Here is a 26037-nt window from a genome sequence, read left to right as displayed (position 1 = left end):
TAGGCGCAAACCGGAGCGATAGCGGGTCTATCGCGAGGATTTGCAACGACGCCTGGCGCAAAAAGGCGCCGCTTATGGGGCCCCACTATTTGCGAAGCACCGCACTAGTTCATACGACCCGTTGTCACATCTACGGTATCAGCATGAACCAGCTGCTGCCGACAGTCACCGACAAAACAGAATCTGTCCATTACTGATGGAATACAGTCCACCACCCCTATTCAAGCAAGGCGCGTCCGCCCGCGCCAAGGCGGTGATATGCACGCTGATGGCGCTGGCGCTGCTGATTGCCGATTCAAAAGTACACGCTCTGCAGCTGCTGCGGCAGGCGGTAGGCACCGCGCTCTATCCCTTGCAGATGGTGGCCCTGGTGCCGCGTGATACAAGCAATCGCGTGATCGATTATTTTTCATCGCTGTCGACGGTGGAAAAAGAAAACCAGGCATTGCGCAGCAAACAGGGCGAGCGCGCGCAGCAGCTGCAGCAGGCGCAGCAGCTGGCTGCGGAAAATGCCCAGCTGCGCAAACTGCTGGGCGCCCAGCAGCGCTTGCCGGTGAAGTCGGTCATGAGTGAAATCCTGTACGACGCCCGCGATCAGTTCGCCCGCAAAGTCATCATGGACCGCGGTTCGCAGCATGGCGTCGCTACCGGCCAGCCGGTGATCGACGATGCCGGCATCGTCGGCCAGGTCACGCGCGTCTTCCCGTTCACTTCCGAAGTCACGCTGCTGACCGACAAGGACCAGGCGATTCCGGTGCAGGTGCTGCGCAACGGCTTGCGCAGCGTTGCCTATGGCCGCGGCCAGTCCGGTTATCTCGACCTGCGCTTCATGTCGTCCAACGCCGATATCCAGAAGGGCGATCTGCTGGTGACCTCCGGCATCGACGGCGTCTATCCGGCCGGCCTGTCGGTCGCCAAGGTGATACAGGTTGAAACCAAGTCGGCCGACGCCTTCGCGCATATCGTATGCGAACCGGTGGCGGGCATCGACCGTCATACGCAATTGCTGATCTTGCTGGTCGATCCCAATCCGATCGCGCGTCCGGATGATGAAGCCGCCGCTCCCAACGGTAAAGCCGATATCCTCAGCAAGCGCCGCCTGACCGAGAGCACCCGCGACAAGACCAGGGAAGCCGCGAAAGATGCCGGCAAAGAAAGCAATCCGGAAGCGGCCCGTAAAAATCCGCAGGGAGCTGGCGTCCGATGATGCGTCCACATTACATTCTGTTGCCGGCCAATCCGCTGTTCATTGCGATGACCTTGTTGCTGGCGTTCCTGCTCAACTTGCTGCCCTGGGGCCAATGGCCTGGCGTGCCGGATTTCGTCGCGCTGGCGCTGGTGTTCTGGAGCATTCACCAGCCGCGCAAGATCGGCATCGGCATCGCCTTTTGCATGGGCTTGCTGATGGACGTGCATGAGGCCACGCTGCTCGGCCAGAACGCGCTGGCGTATACCCTGCTGTCCTATTTTGCGATCATGATCCATCGCCGGGTGCTGTGGTTCTCGGTCGGCGTCCAGGCCTTGCATGTACTGCCCCTGATGCTGTTGACGCAGGTGATACAGCTGGTGATCCGCACGCTGGTCAGCGGCAAGTTTCCCGGCTGGCTATATTTTTCCGAGAGCTTTGTCAGCATGGCCTTGTGGCCGATCGTGGTGTGGCTGTTGCTGGCCCCGCAGCGGCGCGCGGTCGATCGCGATGATAATCGCCCAATCTAATTTTTGCTGCTGCGGCCAGTGCGGCCGATGCGGATTTGTTGCTGACCCGGCGCCGACATATCAATGACTGAATTTAAAAACACCGAACGCGAACTGCGGAATTTCCGCTTGCGGATTTCTGCAGCCATCGCGTTTGTGCTGCTCTGCTTTGGCTTGCTGTGCGCGCGTTTTGTCTGGCTGCAGGTGGTGCGTCACGACGCCTACGCCGCCCAGGCTGAGGACAACCGCATTTCGCTGGTGCCGGTGGTGCCTAACCGCGGCCTGATCATGGACCGCAACGGCGTCATCCTGGCCCGCAATTATTCCGCCTACACGCTGGAAATCACCCGTTCGAAAATCAGGGGCGACCTCGATCCCGTGATTGATGAGCTGGCGCAAGTGGTCAGCATCACGCCGAAAGACCGGCGCCGCTTCAAGAAATTGCTGGAAGACTCCAAGAGCTTCGCCAGCTTGCCGATCCGCACCCGTCTGAGCGATGAGGAAGTGGCGCGCTTCACTGCCCAGCGTTATCGCTTTCCCGGCGTCGATGTGCAGGCGCGCCTGTTCCGCCAGTACCCGCTGGGCGAAGTGGCGGCGCACGTGATCGGCTATATCGGCCGCATCAACCAGAAGGATGCCGACCGCATCGACGACAGCGATGACGCCGCCAACTACAAGGGCACCAGCTACATCGGCAAGGATGGCCTGGAAAAGAGCTACGAAAAACAATTGCACGGCACCACCGGCTACGAAGAAATCGAAATCGCCGCCAGCGGCCGGGCGGTGCGCAGCATGTCGCACGTGTCGGCGACGCCGGGCGATAACCTGATCCTGTCGATCGACATCGAATTGCAGAAGGTGGTGGAAGAAGCCTTCGGCAACCGCCGCGGCGCGCTGGTGGCGATCGAGCCTTCCACCGGCGACGTGCTGGCGTATGTGTCGCAGCCTTCATTCGATCCCAATCTGTTCGTGGAAGGCATCGACCAGCAAAGCTGGGACGAATTGAACAATTCACCCGACCATCCGCTGATCAACCGGCCGATGAGCGGCAGCTACGCCCCCGGCTCCACCTACAAGCCCTTCATGGCGCTGGCGGCGCTGGAACTGGGAAAACGCACGCCTGCATTTGCGATCAACGACGTCGGCTACTTCATGCTGGGCGGCCATCAGTTCCGCGACGACAAGGTCGGCGGCCATGGCCGGGTCGACATGTACAAATCGATCGTGGTGTCGTGCGATACCTATTACTACATGCTGGCCAACGATCTTGGACCCGACACCATCCATGATTTCATGAAGCCGTTCGGTTTCGGCCAACTGACCGGCATCGACCTGGAGCATGAGCAGCGCGGCCTGCTGCCTTCGACCGACTGGAAGCGGAAGTATTACAAACGTGTGGCGGCGCAGAAGTGGGTAGGCGGCGACACCATTTCGCTCGGCATCGGCCAGGGCTTCAATTCCTTTACGCCTTTGCAGATGGCGCACGCGGTAGCGACCCTGGTCAACGACGGTATCGTGATGAAGCCGCATCTGGTCAAGATCCTCGAAGACGGCGTGACGCGCCAGCACACCCAGACGGTGCCGAAGGAAAGCTACCGGATTCCGCTGAAGCAGGAAAACGTCGACTTCATCAAGAAGGCCATGGTCGGCGTGACGCGTGAAGGCACGGGCGCCAAGGTGTTCGCCGGCGCCGGTTATGATTCGGGCGGCAAGACCGGAACCGCGCAGGTGGTCAGCATCAAGCAGGGAGAGAAATTCGACGCCAAGAAGCTGACCTCGCGCCAGCTCGACCATGCCTGGTATACGGCGTTTGCCCCGGCCGACAAGCCGCGCATCGCGCTGGCCGTCATTGTCGAAAACGGCGGCTTCGGCGCGGCGGCGGCGGCGCCGATTGCGCGCAAGGCCCTGGATTTCTATTTGCTGCGCAAGCGGCCTGGCGATAACGACAAGACAGCAGCGGCGGTGGCGGCGCCGGCTGCGGTGGAAGAAGAAGACGGACCGGCGCCGGCCGACATGAAACCGAATGACGGTTCTGAAGACAGCTATAAGCCGGGCGAAGCAACCTCGGGAAATCGGGAGTAACAGCAGATGGTTACCGAATTGAAAGCAGCAACATGAGCCTTGGCGACAAACATGCGTGGCTGCGCAGCATCAAATCCCATGTCGTGGTGTTCGATGCGGTGCTGTCGCTGATCATTTTCCTGATCCTGGCGGTCGGCATCGTTACGCTGTATTCGGCCGGCATCGATTTCCCCGGCCGGGTGGAAGACCAGCTGCGCAATATCCTGGTGGCGTTCGTCATCATGTGGGTGGCCGCCAATGTGCCGCCGCAGACCCTGATGCGGTTCGCGGTGCCGATCTATACGATAGGGGTGGCCTTGCTGATCGCGGTAGCCTTGTTCGGCATCGTCAAGAAGGGCTCGCGCCGCTGGATCAATTTCGGCGTCGTCATCCAGCCCTCAGAGATCATGAAGATCGCCATGCCGCTGATGCTGGCCTGGTATTTCCAGAAGCGCGAAGGCATGATCACCTGGCGCGATTACCTGGTGGCGGCGCTGTTGCTGGTGCTGCCGGTCGGCCTGATCATCCGCCAGCCGGACCTGGGCACCGGCACCCTGGTGCTGGCGGCGGGCTTTTACGTGATCTTCCTGGCCGGCCTGTCCTGGCGCGTGCTGATCGGCCTGGCGGTGGCGGTCGGCGCCAGCTTGCCGGTGCTGTGGTCGGTATTGCACGATTACCAGCGGCAGCGCGTGATGATGCTGATCGATCCCACCTCCGATCCGCTCGGCAAAGGCTTCCACATCATCCAGTCGACCATCGCGGTCGGCTCCGGCGGCATCTTTGGCAAGGGCTGGCTGAAGGGCACGCAGGCGCATCTGGAATTCATTCCCGAACGCACCACCGACTTCATCTTTGCGGTATTTTCCGAAGAGTTCGGCCTGCTCGGCAACGGCGTCCTGCTGTTCCTGTACATGCTGCTGATCGGCCGCGGCATGATGATCGCGGTCAACGCGCCGACCATGTTCACGCGCCTGCTGGCAGGCTCCATCACGCTCATCTTCTTTACTTACGCTTTTGTTAACATGGGCATGGTCAGCGGCATTTTGCCGGTGGTTGGCGTACCTTTGCCGTTCATGAGCTATGGCGGCACGGCGCTGGTTACCCTGGGACTGGGGGCCGGTATCCTGATGAGCATCCAGCGTCATCGAAAACTGATACAGACATAGCATGGTTGAACTTGTATGCTTGGAGCCAGCTCCATTACTGCTGTGCAATGACCATCGAAATCTCAGGGAGAGTGCATGCTAGGCAAGCAGGGCAGAGAACACAGGGTGAGCGCCAACTACCGCGTAATCGCCTATTCCAGCGTACTGCTGGCGGCGCTGATCCTGGCCGGCTGCGGCAGCGCGCCGAAAGCGCCTTCCTCCTCGGCATCGCCTGCCAAGACGACCGCAGGCGTTCGTGGCGGGCCGGCGCTGCCTGCTGCAGGCTCCGGCCGCGGCGGCTATTACAAGGACGACGGCCCCGGCGACGTCACACCTGAGGGGCTGCTGGACGTGCCGGATGCGGTGCCCACGATCGAGCCGTATTCGCGCACCGGCAACAAGCCGTATGTCGTATTTGGCAAGACCTATACGCCGCTGACCGACGACCAGCCGTTCAAGCAGCGCGGCACCGGCAGCTGGTACGGCAAGAAATTCCATAATCAAAAGACATCCTCGGGCGAACTGTACGACATGTACAAGATGACGGCGGCGCACCCGACCCTGCCGATTCCTTCCTATGCCCGGGTGACCAATCTGAAAACCGGCGCCCAGGTGATCGTGCGGGTCAACGATCGCGGACCGTTTCATTCCAGCCGCATTATCGATCTGTCCTACACCGCGGCGCTGAAACTGGGCTATCTCGGCAGCGGCAGCGGCCAGCTGGAAGTGGAGCGTTTGCTGCCGGCGGATATCATCGCGCTCAACAAGCAGCGACAGAACGGCGCGCCGGCGCCGCAAGCTCAGCCTGAACCGCGCAGGGACGCCACGGCATCGGCCAACGTGGTTACCGAATCGGTGGACATGCCGGTGTTGACGGCGCAGCCATTGCTGCTTGACCCGCCCTCGGCCGCGGCGACAGCCGTACAGGGCGCGGCGCAAAGCGACGGCAACAATACGCTGGCCAGCGGGTTCTACCTGCAGTTTGGCGCTTACGCGCAGCAAGCCAATGCCGACAGCGCCCGCAGCCGCCTGATGCAGGAATTGTCCGGCCTGGTCGACTCCCTCAACAGCGTTGCGGTCAACGGGCTGTACCGCCTGTATGCCGGCCCATACTCCAGCCGTTCCGATGCCGACAGCGTCCTGCAGCAGATCCGCCAGCGCGCCAGCGTCAATCCGATTGTGGTGCAGCGCTAGCTTGCTCCACGGTTAGCGCAGCATCATTCTTCTTATGGAGAGCCGGCCAAACGGGCCTGCATTCCATGCAAAAACCGCATTTCCAACTTACCGGCAGCAAGTCAAAACAGACTTGTAGATTGTCTACATTTTCGCCTGTTGTAATCGAATGGTCACAGAAGTTTCATACGCCTGACATATTTGACCGCAATACTTCGGCCATTCAAAAGCGTAATGGCGGTAACAATCATGGTCGAAATCAAAGGTTTGTCAAAGACGTTCCGCGGCGGCTTCCGGGCTCTGGACAATGTCAGCCTGCGCTTTGCGCAAGGCGAAATGGTGGCCTTGATCGGCGCGTCGGGCTCGGGGAAATCAACGCTTTTGCGTCATATTTCCGGCCTGATGGCGGCAGATAGCAGCGGCGGCACAATTTCCATCGATGGCCAGCCGGTCCAGAAGGATGGCCTGGTCGACCGCAATATCCGCGCAGTGCGCGCCAATGTCGGCTTCGTCTTCCAGCAATTCAATCTGGTCGGCCGCTTGCCGGTCCTGACCAATGTCCTGACCGGTGGCCTGTCGCGCATGCCGCTCTGGCGCAGCTGCTTCAAATTGTTTACTGCGGAAGAAAAGGCGCTCGGCCTGGAAGCGCTGGCGCGCGTCGGCATCTCCGACCATGCCTACAAGCGCGCTTCGGCGCTCTCTGGCGGCCAGCAGCAGCGGGCGGCGATTGCCCGCACCATCGTGCAGAAGGCGCGCGTGGTGCTGGCCGATGAGCCGATTGCTTCACTGGACCCGGAGTCGGCGCGACGGGTGATGCAAACATTGGCCGACGTTAACCAGCGCGACAAGAGCACGGTCATCGTCTCCCTGCACCAGGTCGACGTGGCGTTGCGTTTTTGTCCGCGTACAGTGGCGTTGCACAAAGGCCGCGTGGTATACGACGGCCCGTCCAGCGCCTTGACTGAAGCCATGCTGCGCGAGCTGTACGGCAGCGAGGCGGAAGACATCCTGGGCGGCTCCAACAGCCTGACCCGGCCTGCGGCCGTAGCGCCGACGCCGTTCGACAGCATTCCGGCAATGGCGGTCGCGGCCTGAATTCAAGCGCAATTTTTACGTACCAGCCTATCCAATCACGTTCATCCTAATCAGGAGTTTCACATCATGTTTGCAAAATTATTTTCCGGCGTCGCAATGAGCATGGCGATGCTGGCGGCGACGGCTGCGCACGCCGACGACGCCAAGGTGCTGAACTTCGGCATCATCTCCACTGAATCGTCGCAAAACCTGAAGCAGGACTGGCAGCCGGTACTGGACGAAATGAGCAAGCGCATCGGCATCAAGGTGAATGGCTTCTTTGCCTCCGACTACGCCGGCATCATCGAAGGCATGCGTTTCGGTAAAGTGCAGATGGGCTGGTTCGGCAACAAGTCGGCCATGGAAGCGGTCGACCGCGCCAGCGGTGAGGTGTTCGCCCATGTCGTCAATCCGGACGGCACATCGGGCTACTACAGCCTGGTCGGCGTGCAGAAGGACAGCCCGTACAAGAGCATCGAAGACGTCCTGAAGAATTCCAAGAGCCTCACTTTCGGCATCGGCGATCCGAATTCGACTTCCGGTTTCCTGCTGCCGAACTACTATATCTTTGCCAAGAACAATGTCGATCCGAAGACCGCGTTCAAGGCCATCCGTACGTCCAATCACGAAGCCAACATCCTGGCTGTCGCCAACAAGCAGCTTGACTCCGCCGTGTTTGCATCCGACACCATGGACCGCGTTGAAGAGCGTCAGCCTGCCGTCGCCAAGGAAGTGCGGGTTGTCTGGAAGTCGCCGCTGATCGCTGCCGATCCGCTGGTATGGCGCAAGGATCTGCCGGCCGACACCAAGGCCAAGATCAAGGATTTCTTCATCAGCTACGGCAAGACCGGTCCTAACGCCGCGCAGGAAAAAGCCCAGCTGGCCAAGCTGCAATACAGCGGCTTTGCCGAATCGAGCAACGTGCAGCTGAATCCTATCCGCCAGCTGGAACTGTTCAAGCAAAAAGGCAAGCTGGAAGCCGACGAGAACCTGAGCGCAGACGAAAAGAAAAGCAAGCTTGACGACATCAACCGCAAATTGTCCGACCTGGCCAAATCCTGAGTAATGACTAGTTCCGTACCCCTGAAAATGCAAACCACGTTTCCTGTCCCGCCCAGGCAGCCGATCGGCCGGACGCTGTTCTGGGGCGTGCTGCTGGCCATCCTGATCGCGTCGTGGAAGGGCGCCGACATGCGCCCGCTGGAACTGCTGCGCGACGGCGGCAACATGGGCACCTATGCCGCCAGCTTCTTCCCGCCTGACTTTCACGAGTGGCGCACTTATCTGCAAGAGCTGCTGGTGACGATACAGATTGCGGTCTGGGGCACCGCGTTGGCAGTGGTCTGCGCAGTGCCGTGCGGCTTGCTGGCATCCTCGAATATCGCGCCAGCCTGGGTCAACCAGCCGGTACGCCGTTTGATGGATGCGGCACGTGCGATCAATGAAATGGTGTTCGCGATGCTGTTCGTGGTCGCGGTGGGACTGGGGCCGTTTGCCGGCGTGCTGGCGTTGTTCGTTGCTACCACCGGGACCTTGTCGAAACTGTTTTCGGAGGCAGTCGAAGCCATCGATCCGCAACCGGTCGAAGGTATCCGTGCCACCGGCGCCAACGCGCTGGAAGAAATCGTCTACGGCGTGTTGCCGCAAGTGATGCCGCTCTGGATTTCCTATGTGCTGTACCGTTTCGAAGCGAATGTGCGTTCGGCGACTGTGGTTGGCATGGTCGGCGCCGGCGGCATTGGCGTGATCCTGTGGGAAGTCATCCGCAGTTTCGAATACGCACAGACATGCTCGGTGCTGATCATGATCGTGATTGCGGTCAGCCTGATCGACCTGGTGTCGTCGCGTATGCGCAAGCTGTTTATATAATTAAGTTTCTGCAGGCATCCCCGTTGATGGCGCATCGCTTGCGAGGTATCGCACGCTGATGGCGCCATTTTTTTGTGCGCCGGATTTTCGGCACGATCATTATTTTCCCGTATCAATCCGACTCGGAGTAACGACGCATGATTTCTTCAGCCGCCATCGAGCCGGCGCCGCATGTGACGGTGCGTCAGGCCACCCTCGACGATGCCGAAACCCTGGCAGCCCTGCTGGCCGACATGGATGACGAGCCGCCACGCGACGCCATGCTGGATGCCGACGGCGCGCGCCAGATCATGGACAGGATGGCCGCCTATCCCTGTTTCCGCGCCTATCTGGTGTTTGCCGACGGCGTTGCGGTTGGCACCTTCAGCATCCTGGCATTTTGCAGCCTGACCCACGAAGGCGCCCAGCAGGCCGTGCTGGATGCCGTCGTCATCAGCCGCGCCTGCCGGGGGCAGGGCATCGGTAGCGCGATGCTCGATCACGCGGTGCGGATTGCCGGCGAGGCCGGCTGTTACAAGATCGCGCTGTCTTCCAACCTGAAGCGCATGGACGCCCATCGCTTCTACGAAAAATTCGGTTTCAAGCAGCATGGGATCAGCCTGGCGATGCCGGTTCCCAAGCCGGCATAACAACCGTGCCGGCAGTCGTCCGGTGACCGGCCAGGTATTGGGAAATACCGGGCTCGGGCGCATAATGGGAGGATAGCCCGAGGAGACTGACCTTGCCCAATCCGCAAAACCATCAACCGACTAACGAATTCATCGTCGCCACCGCAGCCGACGGCGCGCAAGTGGGGATCACCTTGCACGGCGGCCACGTCTGTTCCTGGCGCACGCCGGACGGCGTCGAACGCTTGTTCATGAGCCCATTGAATAAGTGGCGCAGCGATAGCCCAATCCGCGGCGGCATCCCGGTGGTTTTTCCGCAATTTTCCAGCGAAGGGCCCTTGCCCAAGCACGGCTTTGCCCGTGTCAGCCCATGGACTTTGCTGGAGTCGTCGCGGCAGATCGACGGCAGCGGATTGCTGCGGCTCGGCCTGCGCGATTCTGAAGAAACCCGGAAAATTTTTCCTCACGCCTTCACGTTGGAGCTGCGCGTCAAATTTTCCGGGCAGACACTGAATACCGAGCTGATCGTTACCAACACCGGCGACCAATCTTTCGATTTCACCAGCGCTCTGCATACTTACCTGAATGCGCAAATTGCCGACACGGCGCTGTACGGCCTGAGCGGCTATCGTTATCGCGATTCAGTCGACGGCCGCCGCATCAAGCAGGCGGAAGAAGAGGTTTTGCACATCACAAGGGAAGTCGATCGCGTGTATTTTTCAGTCGACAAGCCGATTACCGTAAGCGGCCGCAAGCACAGCATCATCGCGACGCAATCCGGATTTACCGACGCGGTCGTCTGGAATCCATGGGAAAACGGCTGCGAAAAAATGGCCGACCTGAAGCTCGATTCCTACCAGCATTTTGTCTGCGTGGAAGCCGCTGCCATTGAGCATTCAGTTACGCTGGCGCCGCATGCAAGCTGGAGTGGATGCCAGAATCTGGAATGTGTGGCAGTTGTTTAGTCTCAGATTACGTTCGCGTCGACTACGAACGAAATGTGTTCTCGCTTCCGATCCATCCCCGTAGTCAGGAAATGTTTCGCGCTGCACATTTAAAATAAAAACACCTCCGCAGAGGTGTTTTGTCGCATTCAAAATTTGAATCGAGAGAGGTTATATTACACGCCCGGGCATTCTGTAGGAGTCAATGCCAGAGGTGCCGACGAAGTACAGTTCCAACTGCCTGGATCGCCTTTAGAAGGATCTTCGTTATCTGCTATACGTGTCCATGTGATAGTTTTAGTTGCAACCTTTGCGTTCCCAATTAACGTGCAGCGGATGATGCCTGCCCCATCTGTGCCAATACTCGCAGTAATAGTACAACGTGGTGTTTTTTCTTTTAGGCCGAGTTCAGTCACATCTGTAATGGCTTTAGTAATACCTGCTGCGAGTGCGCTTTCGGCATTCACCTTTCCTGGAGTAATCTCAGCTAAGCCAGTGGCTATTTGTGATTTGGCCACATAGTTTTGATAAAGTGGCAGCGAAACAGCCGCCAAAATTCCAATAATCGCCACCACAATCATCAATTCGATCAGCGTGAAGCCGCGTTGTACAGATTTCGCCATGTTGATTTTTTTCATTTTCCTATCCCATCAAGAGAAAATTCGCGCGTGAGGAATCAGCAATTTCCTGGCATCAGGAAATCGAAAATGCCGACTGGCTCGGCGTGAAAAACGAGGATGTTTGTCAGATCATCGACATTGCGCCGACAAATTTGCAAAAGGAAAAAGGCTGCCTCTTTGCCGCCATCGATTTGATCCGACACCTGATGTCTGAGGTCGATCTTGCTAGTGCACGCTAATGCAATATGGGATGCGACAAGACATGCTCGAGTTTATCGACAGCTCGCACTATTGAAATGAGCGGTCGTCCTAAACTGAGGACGAAAGTGATTGAGGTTTTCAGAAGTCTGTAACGACACTGATGAGATCGTCGATAAATTAGCGCGTACATATGCGGGAGGTTGGCGTCGGTTGCCGGTTATGCCAACGCTGCCAATTAACTGCTTCTGCAGCATGCACCGTCCGTTTCCTCACGCCTGCAATATGGTGTGAGATGCCGCCGCGAGTCCCGCATCGGAAAACAAAAAATCATCACCATCGGATTCATCGGCGCGCCCATATTGAAAATGAGGCTGCCGCCGGCAGCGGAATTTATCATGAATGAAAAATATCTGTCGAGTGGGTTGCAGGCGGAATTCCGGATCGGCTTGTTTCTGTGATTCGTATCTTGAATGTAGCAAGCATCGCGCTAATTTACGTCCTCAATTTCATGATGGGAGAGTTTTAGCATTAGCCCATTTATCTGGTGCGGCCAGATCAGAAGACTAACGCAAATACTCCCCCGAACTGCCTGAATAGCGATCCATTCACTCGAAGCGTCCGTCCTTCATCGGAAAAGCTCTCAAGAATTCAGCCGCCGGCAGCCGCTTACCGCCCGGCTTCTGCAGTTCGGTAATCCGCAAAGCGCCGCTGCCGCAAGCTACCACTACGCCATCCTGCGGATCGGCGCTGATGATGGTTCCGGGGGCAGCCTTGCTGTCGGAGCCAATTACCTGTGCGTGCCACACCTTCAAGGTAACGCCGGCGAATAAAGCGGAAGCGGCAGGGAAGGGATTGAATGCCCGTATCTTGCGTTCCAGCACCTCTGCCGGCTGCGTGAAGTCCAGCGCCGCTTCTTCCTTGCTGATCTTGGCGGCGTAGGTCACGCCTTCCTCTGGCTGCGGGGTTGCCGGCAATGCATTCTGTTCCAGGCGGCTCAGCGCTTCTACGATCATTTCGCCGCCCAGCTTTGCCATCTTGTCATGCAGGCTGCCGGTGGTGTCGGCGGCGCTGATCGCCAGTTTCTCGATCAGCAGCATGGCGCCGGTATCCAGGCCTTGGTCCATTTGCATGATGGTGATGCCGGTCTCGATGTCGCCGGCTTCGATCGCGCGGTGGATGGGCGCTGCGCCGCGCCAGCGTGGCAACAGCGAGCCGTGGATGTTGAGGCAGCCGCGCGGCGGGATATCGAGGACGCTGAGCGGCAGGATCAGGCCATAGGCGGCGACCACCATGACGTCGTGCGGGGTTGCCAGCAACAGTTGATGCGCCTCGCTGGCGATCTCGGGGTACTTGCCATCGAGCCGCAGCGATACCGGCTGCGCTACCGGGATCTGGTGATCGAGCGCGAACTGCTTGACCGGCGAAGCGTGCAGCTGCATGCCGCGGCCGGCTGGGCGGTCGGGCTGGGTCAGCGCCAGGATGATCTGATGGCCGGCGTCGTGCAAGGCCTTGAGCGCCACGGCGGCGAATTCGGGAGTGCCGGCGAAGATGATTTTCATGAGAGATATCGCAAGAGGGTGGCCAAAATGACTACGGGACAAACTGCAAGCGCCGCTGACAGGGCGTGTCTTGCAGTTTGTCCCGCGACATGGAAAAGATGTTTATCTAGTGCCGTATTGCTTGTCGCGCTTCTGTTCGCGCTCTTCCTTGAGCATCTTGGCCTTGATGCGGTTGCGCTTCAGCGGCGACAGATATTCAACGAACACCTTGCCTTGCAGGTGATCCATCTCGTGCTGGATGCAAACCGCCAGCAAGCCGTCGGCGTCGACTTCAAACGGCTGGCCGTCCGCGTCCAGAGCGCGTACTTTCACGCGCGCAGGGCGTTCGACGCCATCGTAGACGCCCGGCACCGACAGGCAGCCTTCGTCGTAAATCTGTTTTTCTTCGCTGGCCCAGAGAATCTGCGGATTGATGAAAACCCGCAGGTCGGTGCCGGTATCGGAAGTATCGATCACCACCAGTTGCTCGTGGACGTCGACTTGCGACGCGGCCAGGCCGACGCCGGGCGCTTCGTACATGGTTTCGGCCATGTCGGCGATCAATTTTTTTAACCGACTGTCAAAAACTGTCACTGGCTTGGCAATTTTATGCAGGCGGGCGTCGGGATAACGCAGGATATTCAATAAGGACATGCTTGAATGCGTAACAATTAGGCGGTTTGAAAAGGGTTTTCTCTTGCTAGTTCAATCGATTATGGGCAAAATTTGATTCACTATGGCAAGTTTTTTGCTTGTGTTGCCTTACCAAGATCAAATGCCGTGGCGACGAACCAGTCAGGAGCCTGAAAGGCTCCCAGGGTACAGGCGCCAATTTAACGCAGTATTCACCGGAAACAATATGAAAAAGTTTAGCACAGCTGCACTCCTTCTTGCTTTATGCACCGGATTTGGCATTTCCAGCATGGCCCACGCCCAGGCAGTCAAGACCATGCGTTGCGAGTTCTTGCCGAATGCCCCGGACCAGCACGTAGTAGTGCGTGGCGACACGCTGTGGGGAATTTCCGGTCATTTTTTACAACATCCATGGTGCTGGCCGCAGGTGTGGGGCCTGAACCAGGACCAGATCCGCAATCCGCACTGGATCTATCCAGGCCAGATCGTGTATTTCGACCGCGTCAACGGCCGGCTGCGCCTGGGCAATAGCGCCAGTGGCGATTCTGGTGTGGTCAAGCTGTCGCCGCAGACGCGGGTGCAAGGCATCGGGCGCGATGCGATCACGACCATTTCCACCGATGCAATCGGACCTTTCCTGTCGCAGCCGCTGATCATCGAAGGCGACGACCTGAGAAGCGCGCCGCATATCGTGGCGGTGCAGGAAGGCCATCTGAACCTGGGCAAGGGCGATAAAGCCTATGTGCGCGGCGACCTGGCCGACGCGGCTGCATTCCAGGTTTTCCGCCCCGGTAATCCGCTCAAGGATCCGGTCACCGGCAAGGTCATCGCCAATGAAGCGCTGTATCTGGGCACCTTGAAACTGGAGCGCCGCGGCAGCACGCCGGAGGAGGCGGCTACTTTCAGCGTGGTCGACACCAAGGAAGAAATGCAGGTCGGCGACCGCATCATCCCGCGCCCGGTCGAACCGATCCTGAATTATGTGCCGCATGCGCCGGCCGTCAATGTCGACGCCCGCATCGTTTCCATCTACGGCGGCGTAGCCACGGCAGCGCAGAACCAGATCGCCACCATCAACCAGGGCAAGGCTGACAATATCGATGTCGGCACGGTGCTGCAGTTGTCGCGCCTGGGCCGGACCATCAAGGATCCTGCCGATCACAACAAAACGGTCAAGCTGCCGGACGAACAATACGGTACCCTGTTCATCTTCCGCGTGTTCAACCATATTTCGTATGGCCTGATCATGGAAGTCCAGAATACGGTCGATATCGGCGATACCGCCAGATCGCCACAATAAGGGTCTTTGCTGTCAATAACGAAAATCTTCACGACGACGATGGCGGCCTCGGTCTGAGCCGCCATCAAGCCACTGCCGATGCTGATGAACTGGCATCCTGGCTGCGTCTCGAACAGACTGCCGGAGTCGGCGCCGAAACTGCGCGCCGCCTGCTGGCGGCCTTCGGCCTGCCGGCCAACATCTTTTCCACTTCTTTCTCTGCACTGCACCAGATCGTGCCTGAGCGCATCGCCCATGCCTTGCTGGCGGCGCCGTCGGACGCCACCCTGGCGCTGATCGAGCGCACCCTGGAGTGGTTGCAGCAGCCCGCCAATCAGTTGTTTACCCTGGCGGATGCTGGCTACCCGCAAGCCTTGCTGGATATTGCCGATCCGCCGCTGATGCTGTACGTGAAGGGGCGCGCCGAACTGCTGGCGCGGCCGGCGCTGGCGGTGGTCGGCAGCCGCAATGCGACGCTGCAAGGCATCGCCAACGCCGACCGCTTTGCCGAAATCCTCAGCCAGCGCGGCCTCACTGTCATCTCCGGCCTGGCCCTGGGCGTGGATGCCGCTGCCCACCAGGGCGCATTGCGCGGCGCTGCGGGCAATGCGGAGGCGGGCAGCACCATTGCCGTGATCGGCACCGGCGCCGACATCGTTTATCCGGCGCGCAATCGCGGGCTGGCGCATCAGATCGCCGAAGCGGGCTGCATTGTCAGCGAGTACCCGCTGGGCATGCCTGGCATCGCGGCAAATTTCCCGCGCCGCAACCGCATCGTCTCGGGTCTGGCGCGCGGCGTGCTGGTGGTGGAGGCGGCGGCCCAATCGGGTTCGCTGATCACTGCGCGGATGGCCGGCGAGCAGGGGAGGGATGTGTTTGCCATTCCTGGCTCCATCCACTCGCCGTTGTCGAAAGGTTGCCATCAGTTGATCAAGCAGGGCGCCAAGCTGGTGGAATCGGCGCAGGATATCCTGGAAGAGTTGCGCAGTTTCCACAGCCCTGTGAAGGCGCCGGCCAGTGTTGCCGCCGGCGAGGCGCTGGCGGCCGGCGAAGATCCTGTCGAGGCAACCGACGACAAGCTGTTGCGGCAACTCGGCTACGATCCGGTCAGTTTCGATGTGCTGGCGGCGCGCTGCGATAGCGATGCGGCCAGCTTGAACGGCCGCTTGCTTGAGCTGGAACTGGCCGGCCTGATCGAAGTTCTGCCCGGCGGCCTTTATCGCCGCCTCGACTGATGTCGCGGCACCGTATTTAAAGACTAATTTGCGATTTCGGGCAGCTTTACGCAAATCCTGCGATACTGATATACGTATACTGACGCTCGAAGCTGCAACATTGTTGTAGGGCATTTCACTGTTACGTTGCACTTTACTTGTCACACTCTTACCTTAGCGATACAGTAGAACCATGTTTGAAGTCCTTGTTTATCTGTATGAAACTTATTATCGGCCCGATGCCTGCCCTGAACCGGAGGCCTTGGTCAAGAAGCTGTCGGCGATCGGCTTTGAAGAAGACGAAATCGCCAAAGCCCTCGGCTGGCTGACGGATCTGGCGGAAGCCAACCACGAATTCGCCGACAAGTATCCGCAGCAAACCTCTTTTTCCTTTGGCATCCGCATCTACGCTCAGCAGGAAATCGATGTGCTGGGCATAGCCGCGATCGGCTTCATCCAGTTCCTGGAATCGGCCAAGATGCTCAATCCGGTGCAGCGCGAGATCGTGATCGAGCGCGCATTGACCGTCAGCGAGACACCGGTCCCGCTCGATAAACTCAAGGTGATCGTGCTGATGGTGCTATGGAGTCAGGGCAAGGAGCCGGACGGCCTGATGTTCGACGAGCTGTTTCTCGACGAAGACGACGATCCCGAGCCGCGCCTCTTGCATTAGCCGCTCTCAGCGCCATCTGCCCAATGCTGGCAGATTTGCGCACTTGCAGCTTTTCCAGCAACCCGCTTATCATTGGCCGCAATATTTGCCCGCCACAGTGCGTATTTGATGTTAGCCGTGGAGTTGGCAGCGAAATCGTCTGGTGTATTATGAGAGAATTTCTCTCTGGCAACCAAATTCCGAATTGCCGCGATGGCTAAAAAGCAAGCCATCGCGTGCATAAGCAAAAAATGCGCTGAAATACAGCGCGCTACTTTCGAGACAACACTATGAGCAAGACCCTCATCATTGCCGAGAAACCTTCTGTCGCGAACGATATCGCGAAGACGCTCGGCGGCTTCACCAAGCACGATGAGTACTTTGAATCCGACGAATACGTCCTGTCATCGGCCGTCGGCCACCTGCTGGAAATCGCGGTTCCTGAAGAATACGACGTCAAGCGCGGCAAATGGACTTTCACCCATCTGCCGATGATTCCGCCGCACTTCGCGCTGAACCCGATCGCCAAGACCGAGTCGCGCCTCAAGGTGCTCAACAAGCTGATCAAGCGCAAGGATGTCACCTCCCTGATCAACGCCTGCGACGCCGGGCGGGAAGGCGAACTGATTTTCCGCCTGATCGCGCAATATACGAAAGCCAAGCAGCCAGTCAAACGTCTTTGGCTGCAATCGATGACGCCAGGCGCGATACGCGACGGCTTCACCCATCTGCGCGAAGACAAGGACATGCTGCCGCTGGCCGACGCTGCCCGCTGTCGCAGCGAAGCGGACTGGCTGATCGGCATCAACGGCACGCGCGCAATGACCGCCTTCAATTCGAAAGAAGGCGGTTTCTATTTGACCACCGTCGGCCGGGTGCAGACACCGACCTTGTCGATCGTGGTCGATCGCGAAGAGAAGATCAAGAAATTCGTGCCGCGCGATTTCTGGGAAGTGCGCGCAGAGTTCGTCTGCGCCGCGGGCATCTACGAAGGCCGCTGGCTCGATACCGCGCACAAGAAGGACGAGAACGATCCGGAAAAGCGCGCCGAACGCCTGTGGAGCAAGGCTGCCGCCGAATCCATCGTGGCTGCCTGCCGCGGCAAGCTGGGCGCGGTGCGCGAGGAGTCGAAGCCGACCACCTCGATGGCGCCGGCGCTATTCGACCTGACCAGCCTGCAACGCGAAGCCAACTCGCGCTTCGGTTTCTCCGCCAAGAATACGCTTGGCCTGGCGCAGGCGCTGTACGAAAAGCACAAAGTGCTGACCTATCCGCGTACCGATTCGCGCCACTTGCCGGAAGATTACCTGAGCACCGTCAAGCAAACGCTGGAAACGGTGTCCGAGAACAATAACTACCAGCAGTTCGCCGCGCAGATCCTGAACAAGGGCTGGGTCAAGCCGAACAAGCGGATCTTCGACAACACCAAGATCAGCGATCACTTTGCGATCATCCCGACCACGCAAGCGCCGAAGAACCTGTCGGAGCCGGAACAGAAACTGTACGATCTGGTGACACGCCGTTTCATGGCGGTATTTTTCCCGGCCGCCGAGTTCCAGGTCACCACCCGCTACACGGAAGTGTCAGGCCATCAGTTCAAGACTGAAGGCAAGGTCATGACCAATCCGGGCTGGCTGGCGATCTACGGCAAGGAAGCCGCGGATGAAAAGGATCCGGAAAACAGCGGCACGCTGGTTGCGGTGGCCAAGGACGAGAAGGTCAAGACCGACAAGATTACCGCCAACGGCCTGGTCACCAAGCCGCCTGCGCGCTACACGGAAGCGACCTTGCTGTCGGCGATGGAAGGCGCAGGAAAATTGCTGGACGACGGCGACCTGCGCGAAGCGATGGCTGGCAAAGGGCTGGGCACGCCAGCCACGCGCGCTGCCATCATCGAAGGTTTGCTGAACGAGAAATACCTGCTGCGCGAAGGCCGGGAGATGATGCCGACCGCCAAGGCGTTCCAGCTGATGACCCTGCTGCACGGCCTCGGCGTGGATGAACTCACCGAGCCGGAACTGACCGGCGAATGGGAACACAAGCTGTCGCAGATCGAACGCGGCACCATCAGCCGTGAAGAGTTCATGCGTGAAATCGCGCAGCTGACCCAGATCATCGTCAAGCGCGCCAAGGAATACGATAACGATACGATCCCGGGCGATTACGCCACCTTGCTGGCGCCATGCCCGAACTGCGGCAGCGTGGTCAAGGAAAACTACCGCCGTTTCGCCTGCACCAAGTGCGAATTTTCGATGAGCAAGACGCCCGGCAGCCGCCAGTTCGAGATTCCGGAAGTGGAAGAATTGCTGACTAACCGCACCATCGGTCCGCTGCAGGGTTTCCGTTCCAAGATGGGCCGGCCGTTTGCCGCCATCCTGAAAATCAGCCGCGACGAAGAGATCAAGAACTTCAAGCTGGAATTCGATTTCGGCCAGAATGACGGCGAAGGCGAAGATGGCGAAGGCGTCGATTTCACCGGCCAGACTGCCCTCGGCCCGTGCCCGAAATGCGCCAGCGGCGTGTACGAAATGGGCCTGGCCTATGTTTGCGAGAAAGCCGTAGCCAAGCCGAAGGCTTGCGATTTCCGCAGCGGCCGCATCATTCTCCAGCAGGAAATCCTGCCGGAGCAAATGGTCAAGCTGCTCAACGACGGCAAGACCGATCTGCTGCCGGGTTTCATTTCGCAGCGCACCCGCCGTCCGTTCAAGGCTTTCCTGGTCAAGGGCAAGGACGGCAAGGTCAGCTTCGAGTTTGAAGAGCGCAAAGCCAAGGCTCCGGCCAAAGGCAAGGCTAAAGCGGCAGCGGTGGAAACCGATGACGACGCGGCTGAAGTCAAGGCGGCAGCGAAGAAGCCGGCAGCCAAGAAACCGGCGGCTAAAAAGGCAGCTCCCAAAAAAGTCGTCGCCAAACGCAAGGCAGCCTAAGCGCTGACCAGCACCAGAAGCCGCTCACCGAGCGGCTTTTTTATTTCCCCGATCTGCGTGATCCGCCGACTGGCTCGGCGCTTGCGCCATGCCACTGCATGTCCGGCTTTCGGCTACACTGGTCGCTCGCCTTCGTTAACCGGAAATCGTCATGCCTCTGGACCATCCTGCTGTCGCCCGTGCCCTGGTGCGTGAAATGGGCGCTTCGCGCATCCGCGAAGTGGCCAATGTCGGCATCGGCCGCGACGATGTGCTGCCGTTCTGGTTCGGCGAGCCGGACCAGGTGACGCCGGCTTTCATCCGCGATGCCGCCAAGGCGGCGCTGGACGACGGCGATACCTTCTATACCCATAACTACGGCATCCCGCCCTTGCGCGAGGCGATCGCCAAGTACCTCTCCAGCCTGCACCAGCCGATAGACGCCGGCCGGATCGCGGTCACGTCTTCCGGCGTCTCTGCCTTGATGGTGCTGGCGCAGCTGATCATCAGTCCCGGCGACCGCGTGGTGGCGGTAACGCCGCTGTGGCCCAACGTCAGCGAAATTCCGAAAATCCTCGGCGCCGAAGTGGTGCGGGTGGCCTTGCAGTTCGGCCAGACCTGGGAGCTCGACCTGCAGCAACTGCTGGACGCGCTGACGCCCGGTACGCGCGCCGTACTGCTGAATTCGCCCAACAATCCGACCGGCTGGGTGATGCCGCGCGCGCAGCAGGAAATCGTGCTGGCGCATTGCCGCCGGCATGGCATCTGGATCGTGGCCGACGATGTGTACGAGCGGCTGGTATACAGCGAACAGCCCGAAGCGCATCCCTGCGCGCCTTCTTTCCTGGATATCGCCGACGCCGACGATCGCGTGATTTCCTCCAACAGCTTTTCCAAGTCCTGGCTGATGACCGGCTGGCGGCTAGGCTGGCTGGTGGCGCCGCCGACGCTGATGACGGATCTCGGCAAGCTGATCGAGTACAACACCTCTTGCGCGCCAGGCTTTGTGCAGCGCGCAGGCATCGTCGCCATCGACCGCGGCGATGAAATCATCGGCAACACCGTGGCCCGCTACCGGCAGGCGCGCGACTTCCTCTATGAGCGCCTGAATGCCTTGCCGGGCATTACCGCGCCGCGGCCAAAGGGCGCGATGTATCTGTTCTTCCGCGTCGACGGCGTCAGCGACAGCCTAGCGTTGTGCAAGCAGCTGGTGCGCGATGCCGGCCTCGGGCTGGCGCCGGGCAATGCCTTTGGCGCCGAAGGCGAGGGTTACGTACGCTGGTGTTTCGCCAGTTCGCTGGAACGCCTCGACGACGGCGCGCAACGTTTGCAGCGCTTCCTGTCTGCCTGACCAGCCCCTGCGCATGAAGGTGCGGCGCCCGTGCCTTCCGGCGGCGCACCGCGTTGCGCGCGGGCGTTAATCTTCTTGCAAGCCAGTCCTGGCATTTTCCATTGCCACTCAAGCAAGAAGTACTCGGCGAGCATTTCTTGACCTTTTTTTTTGCCGATTCTGGTGCTATCATCAAAAAACGCGCAAACGTTTGCGCGTTTCAAATGATGGCATGCCGGCCCGAACGGATGTGCCGTTTGACATGACTCATTGGTAAAAAATTTAATAACGACTTCAGGAGACTTTTGATGAATACCCGTATCCGCCTCAAGCTGATTGCCGCCACCATTCTCGTTTGTGCCCTGCCTTCCTTGCCCGCGATGGCGCAGACTGCCGCCAAGCCGAAGGTTGCGCTGGTGATGAAGTCGCTGGCCAATGAGTTTTTCCTCACCATGGAGAACGGCGCCAAGGAACACCAGAAGGCGCATGCCGCGCAATACGACCTGATCGCCAACGGCATCAAGGACGAAACCGATACATCGAACCAGATCAAGATCGTCGAACAGATGATCGTCTCCAAGGTCAACGGCCTGGTGATCGCGCCGGCCGACTCCAAGGCCCTGGTGCCAGTCATCAAGAAGGCGATCGACGCCGGCATCATCGTGGTCAACATCGACAACAAGCTGGATGACGCCGCGCTCAAGGAAAAAGGCATCACCGTGCCGTTCGTCGGTCCGGATAATCGCCTGGGCGCCAAGCTGGTCGGCGACTTCCTGGCCAAGCAGATCAAGTCCGGCGACAAGGTCGCCATCATCGAAGGCGTTTCGACTACGTTCAATGCGCAGCAGCGCACCCTGGGCTTCCAGGACGCCATGAAGACTGCCGGCGCCAACGTGGTTGCAGTGCAATCCGGTCAATGGGAAATGGATCCGGGCAACAAGGTTGCCGCAGCGATCCTGAACGCGCATCCTGACGTCAAGGCGCTGCTGGCTGGCAATGACAACATGGCTCTTGGCGCTGTCGCCGCTGTCAAGGCCGCCGGCAAGACCGGTAAAGTGCTGGTGGTCGGCTACGACAACATCAACGCCATCAAGCCGATGCTGAAAGACGGCCGCGTGCTGGCCACAGCCGACCAGTTTGCTTCGCAGCAGGCAGTGTTCGGGATCGAAACGGTCTTGAAGGCGATCATCGACAAGAAAGCCCAGAGCACCTTGGGCGGCACGGTTGAAACCAAAGTCTCGCTGGTGACCAAAGACAGCAAGTAATCGCGCCGTAACCAAGTAACCTCATTGCGGTACACGGTTGAATAGCCGCCGCGCCTTTGGCGCGGCGGCATGTCCTGTCCGCAACCAGCTTTGCCATTGGTGGAGGACTACATGTCCAACGAATTCATCGCGGCGCACCCGTCTGGCGTGCCCGCTACTTCTGCAAGACCCGCAGTGCCAGTTTTATTGCACCTGACCGGCATCGGCAAGACCTATGTCGAACCGGTATTGAGCGACGTCTCGATCAGCATCAGCCCCGGCCAGATCCTGGCCCTGACTGGCGAGAACGGCGCCGGCAAAAGCACGCTCTCGAAAATCGTCTGCGGCCTGGTGCAAGCCACTACCGGCAGCATGCAGCTGGACGGCAAGAGCTATCAGCCGGCTTCGCGCAAGGAAGCCGAGCAGCTCGGCATCCGCATGGTGATGCAGGAATTGAACCTGATTCCCACCCTCAGCATCGCCGAGAACCTGTTCCTGAACCAGTTGCCGCACCGCTTCGGCTGGATCGACAAGGCCAGGCTGGCGGAGGCTACCCGCCAGCAGATGGCGGCGGTCGGCCTGACCGATCTCGATCCCTGGACCCCGGTCGGCGAGCTGGGCGTAGGCCATCAGCAAATGGTCGAGATTGCGCGCAACCTGATCGGCAGCTGCCGCTTGCTGGTGCTGGACGAACCGACCGCCATGCTGACCAGCCGTGAAGTCGAGCTGCTGTTCAAGCAGATCGCGCGGCTGCAATCGGAAGGCGTGGCGATCATCTATATTTCGCACCGGCTGGAAGAATTGAAACGGGTCGCCGACCGCATCGCCGTGCTGCGCGACGGTCAGCTGGTATGCGACGATCCGATCGCCGGCTACAGCACCGACGCGCTGGTGCAGCTGATGGTCGGCCGCGCCGCCGAAGCCGAGCTTGATCTCGGCCATCGCAGCATAGGCGCGCCTTTGCTGCGCGTGCGCGATCTGGGCCGCGGCAGCGTGGTGGCGCCGACTTCCTTCGACCTGCGCGCCGGTGAAATCCTGGGCGTCGCCGGCTTGATCGGCTCCGGCCGCACCGAATTGCTGCGCCTGATTTTCGGCGCCGACCGCGCCGATCATGGCCAGGTATTCATCGGCGATCAAGCCGAAGCTGCCAGGATTTTGTCGCCGAAAGACGCGGTCGCGGCCGGCATCGCGATGATCACCGAAGACCGCAAGAGCCAGGGTCTGCTGCTGCCGCAATCGATAGGCTTGAACACCACATTGTCGAAACTGGCGTCCGTGAGCCGCTTCGGGGTGCTCGACAAGCCGGCCGAAAGCGCGGTTGCCGACGACTATATCAAGCGCCTGCGGATCCGTTCGCGTGACGGCAACCAGGCGGCCGGCGAGCTGTCCGGCGGCAATCAGCAGAAGGTGGTGATTGCACGCTGGCTGTATCGCGATTGCCCGATCATGCTGTTCGACGAGCCTACCCGCGGCATTGATATCGGCGCCAAGTTCGACATCTACAAACTGCTGGCAGAATTGTCGCGGCAGGGCAAAGGCTTGCTGATCGTTTCCAGCGACCTGCGCGAACTGATGCTGATCTGCGACCGCATCGCCGTGATGAGCGCCGGCAAGCTGGTCGATACCTTCGAGCGCGGCGCCTGGAGCCAGGAAACGATCCTGGCATCGGCCTTCAGCGGCTACATGAACAATGGCGATGACAACGGCGCTGCCGCGGCAGACCACTCCACCGCGCAAGCTGCCTGAAGCACGCCGCTGCGCTGCAATCAACATACTGAAAATCATGACAACATCTTCCCGCCCGTCTTCTGACTTGTCCTCTCGCTTGTCTTCATTTAACGGCAGCATTTCCGGCCTGAAGAATTATCTGGGGCTGATCGGCGCCCTGCTGGCCATGTGCGCGCTGTTCTCGGTGTTAAGCGAGAACTTCCTGACCGCCGCCACTTTCACCACGCTGTCCAACGACATCCCGACGCTGGTCGTGATGGCGGTCGGCATGACCTTCGTGCTGATCATCGGCGGCATCGACCTCTCGGTCGGCTCGGTGATGGCGCTGGCGGCCTCGGTGCTGTCGATGGCGATGGTGCGCTGGGGCTGGCCTTTGTTCACCGCCGGGATACTGGCGATGCTGGTGGCCAGCCTGTGCGGCATGGTGACCGGGCTGATTTCGGTCGGCTGGCGGATTCCCTCGTTCATCGTCTCGCTGGGCGTGCTGGAAATGGCGCGCGGCCTGGCTTACCAGGTCACCAACTCGCGCACTGAATACATCGGCAGCGCAGTCGATGGCATCAGCTCGCCTATCCTGTTCGGCATGTCGCCGGCCTTCATCTCGGCCATCGTGATCGTCATCGTCGGCCATCTGGTGCTGACCAAGACCGTGCTGGGACGCCATTGGATCGGCATCGGCACCAACGAAGAAGCGGTGCGCCTGGCCGGCATCAACCCGCGTCCGCCCAAGGTGCTGGTATTCGCCTTGATGGGCTTGCTGGCCGGCGTCGGCGCGCTGTTCCAGGTGTCGCGCCTGGAGGCCGCAGATCCGAATGGCGGCGTCGGCATGGAACTGCAGGTGATCGCGGCCGTGGTGATCGGCGGCACCAGCCTGATGGGCGGCCGCGGTTCGGTGATCAGCACTTTCATCGGCGTCCTCATCATCTCGGTGCTGGAAGCCGGCTTGGCGCAAGTCGGCGTGAGTGAGCCGATGAAGCGCATCATCACCGGCCTGGTCATCGTCGCTGCCGTGGTGCTGGATACCTATCGCCGCCGTGGCGAGCGTTCTACACACTAACTTTGCAACCAAGTTACGGCACCGTTTCTAGCATCGAGAGTTATTTATGGCAACCATCAAGGATGTAGCGCGCAAGGCAGGAGTGTCGTACACCACGGTGTCGCACGTCCTCAACCAGACGCGGCCGGTCAGTCACGACGCCAGCGCGCGCGTGCTGGCGGCCGCAGAAGCGCTGGCTTACGTGCCGAGCGCGCTGGCGCGTTCGCTGCGCAGCAAGACCACCGGCAGTATCGGCCTGATCATCCCCAACAACACCAATCCGTATTTTTCGGAAGTGGCACGCGGGATCGAAGACAGTTGCTACGCCGCCGGCTACAGCGTCATCCTGTGCAATTCGGACGACGACCCGGCGAAACAGCGCGATTACCTCAACGTGCTGCTGACCAAGCGCTGCGACGGCCTGATCGTGGCAACCCTGGCGCAGACCGATGGCGAGCTGCTGCGCAAGATGAAGGTGCCGACCGTGCTGCTGGACCGGGCGCCCAAGAACATGGGCATTGACCTGGTGGCGGTCGACAATGCCGCCGGCGGCGCCTTGGCGGCAGAGCATCTGCTGAGCCTGGGACGGCGCCGCATCGCCTGCATCGGCGGCCCGGCCGACATCGACATTTCGCGCGAGCGGATTGCCGGCTTGCGCCAGACCCTGCTCGGCGCCGGCGTCGCGCTGCCGGACGATATGCTGGTGTATGCCGACTTCACCAGCGCCGGCGGCTATCTGGCGGCGCGCAGCCTGCTGGCGGCGCAGACACCGGACGCGATTTTCTGCTGTAACGACCTGATGGCGATCGGCGCCCTGCGTGCCGCGGCGGAGCGCGGCATTGCGGTGCCGCAGGCGCTGGCGGTGGTGGGCTTCGACGATATCGACCTGGCGCAATTTGTCCATCCGACCCTGACCAGCGTCGCCCAGAACACGCGCCGGCTCGGCCAGCTCACCGCGCAATGCCTGCTGGACCGGATCGCCACCCCGGACCGGCCGTTGCAGCGGCAGACCATCGCGCCGGAACTGCACGTGCGCGGTTCGACCGTGCCGGCTTGAATTGATCAAGATGCTGCGGTAATTTTTGACAAC

At 60.0% G+C, this 26037-nt stretch carries 22 protein-coding genes; 19 read left to right on the top strand and 3 right to left on the bottom strand.

Annotated elements, in window-relative coordinates; translation table 11 throughout:
- Positions 1–196: 196 nt before the first annotated feature.
- The 10 genes from mreC (at position 197) to AC07V8_RS16565 (ending at position 10590) form a co-directional block, all read left to right on the top strand.
- Positions 197–1207: a rod shape-determining protein MreC gene (gene mreC / locus AC07V8_RS16610; RefSeq protein ID WP_494679610.1), complete on the top strand. Its 1011-nt coding sequence runs from the start codon at positions 197–199 to the stop codon at positions 1205–1207.
- The gene (mreD, locus tag AC07V8_RS16605) at positions 1204–1716 is read left to right on the top strand and encodes a rod shape-determining protein MreD (protein WP_211442395.1); all 513 of its coding nucleotides are present in this window, start codon (positions 1204–1206) and stop codon (positions 1714–1716) included. The genes mreC and mreD overlap by 4 nt, the downstream gene beginning before the upstream one ends.
- A gap of 63 nt (positions 1717–1779) precedes the next feature.
- Positions 1780–3777 carry a penicillin-binding protein 2 gene (gene mrdA, locus AC07V8_RS16600; RefSeq protein ID WP_494679611.1) on the top strand — a complete coding sequence of 666 codons (1998 nt, stop codon included), beginning with the start codon at positions 1780–1782 and terminating at the stop codon, positions 3775–3777.
- Positions 3778–3809: 32 nt separating this feature from the next.
- Positions 3810–4922, top strand: coding sequence for a rod shape-determining protein RodA (gene rodA, locus AC07V8_RS16595; RefSeq protein ID WP_494679612.1), 1113 nt, complete (start codon positions 3810–3812; stop codon positions 4920–4922).
- Positions 4923–4997: 75 nt separating this feature from the next.
- Complete coding sequence (locus tag AC07V8_RS16590) at positions 4998–6095, top strand: septal ring lytic transglycosylase RlpA family protein (RefSeq protein ID WP_494679613.1); 1098 nt, start codon at positions 4998–5000, stop codon at positions 6093–6095.
- 228 nt (positions 6096–6323) lie between these two features.
- Entirely contained in the window at positions 6324–7169 is an 846-nt protein-coding gene (phnC, locus tag AC07V8_RS16585; protein ID WP_494679614.1) for a phosphonate ABC transporter ATP-binding protein, read from the top strand.
- 66 nt (positions 7170–7235) lie between these two features.
- The gene (gene phnD / locus AC07V8_RS16580; RefSeq protein WP_494679615.1) at positions 7236–8210 is read left to right on the top strand and encodes a phosphonate ABC transporter substrate-binding protein; all 975 of its coding nucleotides are present in this window, start codon (positions 7236–7238) and stop codon (positions 8208–8210) included.
- A gap of 27 nt (positions 8211–8237) precedes the next feature.
- Positions 8238–9017 (top strand): phosphonate ABC transporter, permease protein PhnE, encoded by a 780-nt coding sequence (phnE, locus tag AC07V8_RS16575; protein ID WP_494679713.1) that lies wholly within the window; start codon positions 8238–8240, stop codon positions 9015–9017.
- 137 nt (positions 9018–9154) lie between these two features.
- Positions 9155–9646, top strand: coding sequence for a GNAT family N-acetyltransferase (locus AC07V8_RS16570; RefSeq protein ID WP_494679616.1), 492 nt, complete (start codon positions 9155–9157; stop codon positions 9644–9646).
- A 92-nt stretch (positions 9647–9738) separates the two neighbouring features.
- Positions 9739–10590 (top strand): D-hexose-6-phosphate mutarotase, encoded by an 852-nt coding sequence (locus tag AC07V8_RS16565; protein WP_494679617.1) that lies wholly within the window; start codon positions 9739–9741, stop codon positions 10588–10590.
- Positions 10591–10745: 155 nt separating this feature from the next.
- Here AC07V8_RS16565 and AC07V8_RS16560 read toward each other — a convergent pair whose 3' ends face one another.
- The 3 genes from AC07V8_RS16560 to def all read right to left on the bottom strand — a co-directional run bounded on the left by AC07V8_RS16560 (position 10746) and on the right by def (position 13582).
- Positions 10746–11207, bottom strand: a complete 462-nt coding sequence (locus AC07V8_RS16560; protein WP_494679618.1) for a pilin — start codon at positions 11205–11207, stop codon at positions 10746–10748.
- A gap of 788 nt (positions 11208–11995) precedes the next feature.
- The gene (fmt, locus tag AC07V8_RS16555; RefSeq protein ID WP_494679619.1) at positions 11996–12949 is read right to left on the bottom strand and encodes a methionyl-tRNA formyltransferase; all 954 of its coding nucleotides are present in this window, start codon (positions 12947–12949) and stop codon (positions 11996–11998) included.
- A 102-nt stretch (positions 12950–13051) separates the two neighbouring features.
- Positions 13052–13582 carry a peptide deformylase gene (gene def / locus AC07V8_RS16550; protein ID WP_211442381.1) on the bottom strand — a complete coding sequence of 177 codons (531 nt, stop codon included), beginning with the start codon at positions 13580–13582 and terminating at the stop codon, positions 13052–13054.
- A gap of 205 nt (positions 13583–13787) precedes the next feature.
- On the opposite strand from def, the gene AC07V8_RS16545 reads away from it, so the two are divergent.
- The 9 genes from AC07V8_RS16545 (at position 13788) to AC07V8_RS16505 (ending at position 26004) form a co-directional block, all read left to right on the top strand.
- A complete protein-coding gene (locus tag AC07V8_RS16545) occupies positions 13788–14861 on the top strand; it encodes a LysM peptidoglycan-binding domain-containing protein (RefSeq protein ID WP_494679620.1) in 1074 nt (357 codons plus the stop codon).
- Positions 14862–14914: 53 nt separating this feature from the next.
- Entirely contained in the window at positions 14915–16075 is a 1161-nt protein-coding gene (gene dprA, locus AC07V8_RS16540) for a DNA-processing protein DprA (protein ID WP_494679714.1), read from the top strand.
- A 172-nt stretch (positions 16076–16247) separates the two neighbouring features.
- Positions 16248–16727 (top strand): Smg family protein, encoded by a 480-nt coding sequence (locus AC07V8_RS16535; protein WP_098494386.1) that lies wholly within the window; start codon positions 16248–16250, stop codon positions 16725–16727.
- Positions 16728–16996: 269 nt separating this feature from the next.
- Positions 16997–19630 (top strand): DNA topoisomerase III, encoded by a 2634-nt coding sequence (locus AC07V8_RS16530; protein ID WP_494679621.1) that lies wholly within the window; start codon positions 16997–16999, stop codon positions 19628–19630.
- A 151-nt stretch (positions 19631–19781) separates the two neighbouring features.
- Positions 19782–20960 carry a pyridoxal phosphate-dependent aminotransferase gene (locus tag AC07V8_RS16525; protein WP_494679622.1) on the top strand — a complete coding sequence of 393 codons (1179 nt, stop codon included), beginning with the start codon at positions 19782–19784 and terminating at the stop codon, positions 20958–20960.
- A 287-nt stretch (positions 20961–21247) separates the two neighbouring features.
- A complete protein-coding gene (locus tag AC07V8_RS16520; RefSeq protein ID WP_494679623.1) occupies positions 21248–22204 on the top strand; it encodes a sugar ABC transporter substrate-binding protein in 957 nt (318 codons plus the stop codon).
- Positions 22205–22315: 111 nt separating this feature from the next.
- Positions 22316–23929 carry a sugar ABC transporter ATP-binding protein gene (locus AC07V8_RS16515; protein WP_494679624.1) on the top strand — a complete coding sequence of 538 codons (1614 nt, stop codon included), beginning with the start codon at positions 22316–22318 and terminating at the stop codon, positions 23927–23929.
- A 19-nt stretch (positions 23930–23948) separates the two neighbouring features.
- Positions 23949–24968, top strand: coding sequence for an ABC transporter permease (locus AC07V8_RS16510; protein WP_494679715.1), 1020 nt, complete (start codon positions 23949–23951; stop codon positions 24966–24968).
- Positions 24969–25014: 46 nt separating this feature from the next.
- On the top strand, positions 25015–26004 hold the full coding sequence (locus AC07V8_RS16505) for a LacI family DNA-binding transcriptional regulator (RefSeq protein WP_494679625.1): 990 nt from the start codon (positions 25015–25017) through the stop codon (positions 26002–26004).
- Positions 26005–26037: the final 33 nt, after the last annotated feature.

It is taken from the genome of Collimonas sp. GW821-FHT02H07, from assembly GCF_059421505.1.
Note: the sequence above shows the minus strand (reverse complement) of the source record. Positions and strands in the feature narration are given on the sequence as shown.

Coding starts and splice junctions, on each gene's coding strand:
- mreC (WP_494679610.1), top strand. CDS start 197: ATGGAATACAGTCCACCACCCCTATTCAAGCAAGGCGCGTCCGCCCGC.
- mreD (WP_211442395.1), top strand. CDS start 1,204: ATGATGCGTCCACATTACATTCTGTTGCCGGCCAATCCGCTGTTCATT.
- mrdA (WP_494679611.1), top strand. CDS start 1,780: ATGACTGAATTTAAAAACACCGAACGCGAACTGCGGAATTTCCGCTTG.
- rodA (WP_494679612.1), top strand. CDS start 3,810: ATGAGCCTTGGCGACAAACATGCGTGGCTGCGCAGCATCAAATCCCAT.
- AC07V8_RS16590 (WP_494679613.1), top strand. CDS start 4,998: ATGCTAGGCAAGCAGGGCAGAGAACACAGGGTGAGCGCCAACTACCGC.
- phnC (WP_494679614.1), top strand. CDS start 6,324: ATGGTCGAAATCAAAGGTTTGTCAAAGACGTTCCGCGGCGGCTTCCGG.
- phnD (WP_494679615.1), top strand. CDS start 7,236: ATGTTTGCAAAATTATTTTCCGGCGTCGCAATGAGCATGGCGATGCTG.
- phnE (WP_494679713.1), top strand. CDS start 8,238: ATGCAAACCACGTTTCCTGTCCCGCCCAGGCAGCCGATCGGCCGGACG.
- AC07V8_RS16570 (WP_494679616.1), top strand. CDS start 9,155: ATGATTTCTTCAGCCGCCATCGAGCCGGCGCCGCATGTGACGGTGCGT.
- AC07V8_RS16560 (WP_494679618.1), bottom strand. CDS start 11,207: ATGAAAAAAATCAACATGGCGAAATCTGTACAACGCGGCTTCACGCTG.
- fmt (WP_494679619.1), bottom strand. CDS start 12,949: ATGAAAATCATCTTCGCCGGCACTCCCGAATTCGCCGCCGTGGCGCTC.
- def (WP_211442381.1), bottom strand. CDS start 13,582: ATGTCCTTATTGAATATCCTGCGTTATCCCGACGCCCGCCTGCATAAA.
- AC07V8_RS16545 (WP_494679620.1), top strand. CDS start 13,788: ATGAAAAAGTTTAGCACAGCTGCACTCCTTCTTGCTTTATGCACCGGA.
- AC07V8_RS16535 (WP_098494386.1), top strand. CDS start 16,248: ATGTTTGAAGTCCTTGTTTATCTGTATGAAACTTATTATCGGCCCGAT.
- AC07V8_RS16530 (WP_494679621.1), top strand. CDS start 16,997: ATGAGCAAGACCCTCATCATTGCCGAGAAACCTTCTGTCGCGAACGAT.
- AC07V8_RS16525 (WP_494679622.1), top strand. CDS start 19,782: ATGCCTCTGGACCATCCTGCTGTCGCCCGTGCCCTGGTGCGTGAAATG.
- AC07V8_RS16520 (WP_494679623.1), top strand. CDS start 21,248: ATGAATACCCGTATCCGCCTCAAGCTGATTGCCGCCACCATTCTCGTT.
- AC07V8_RS16515 (WP_494679624.1), top strand. CDS start 22,316: ATGTCCAACGAATTCATCGCGGCGCACCCGTCTGGCGTGCCCGCTACT.
- AC07V8_RS16505 (WP_494679625.1), top strand. CDS start 25,015: ATGGCAACCATCAAGGATGTAGCGCGCAAGGCAGGAGTGTCGTACACC.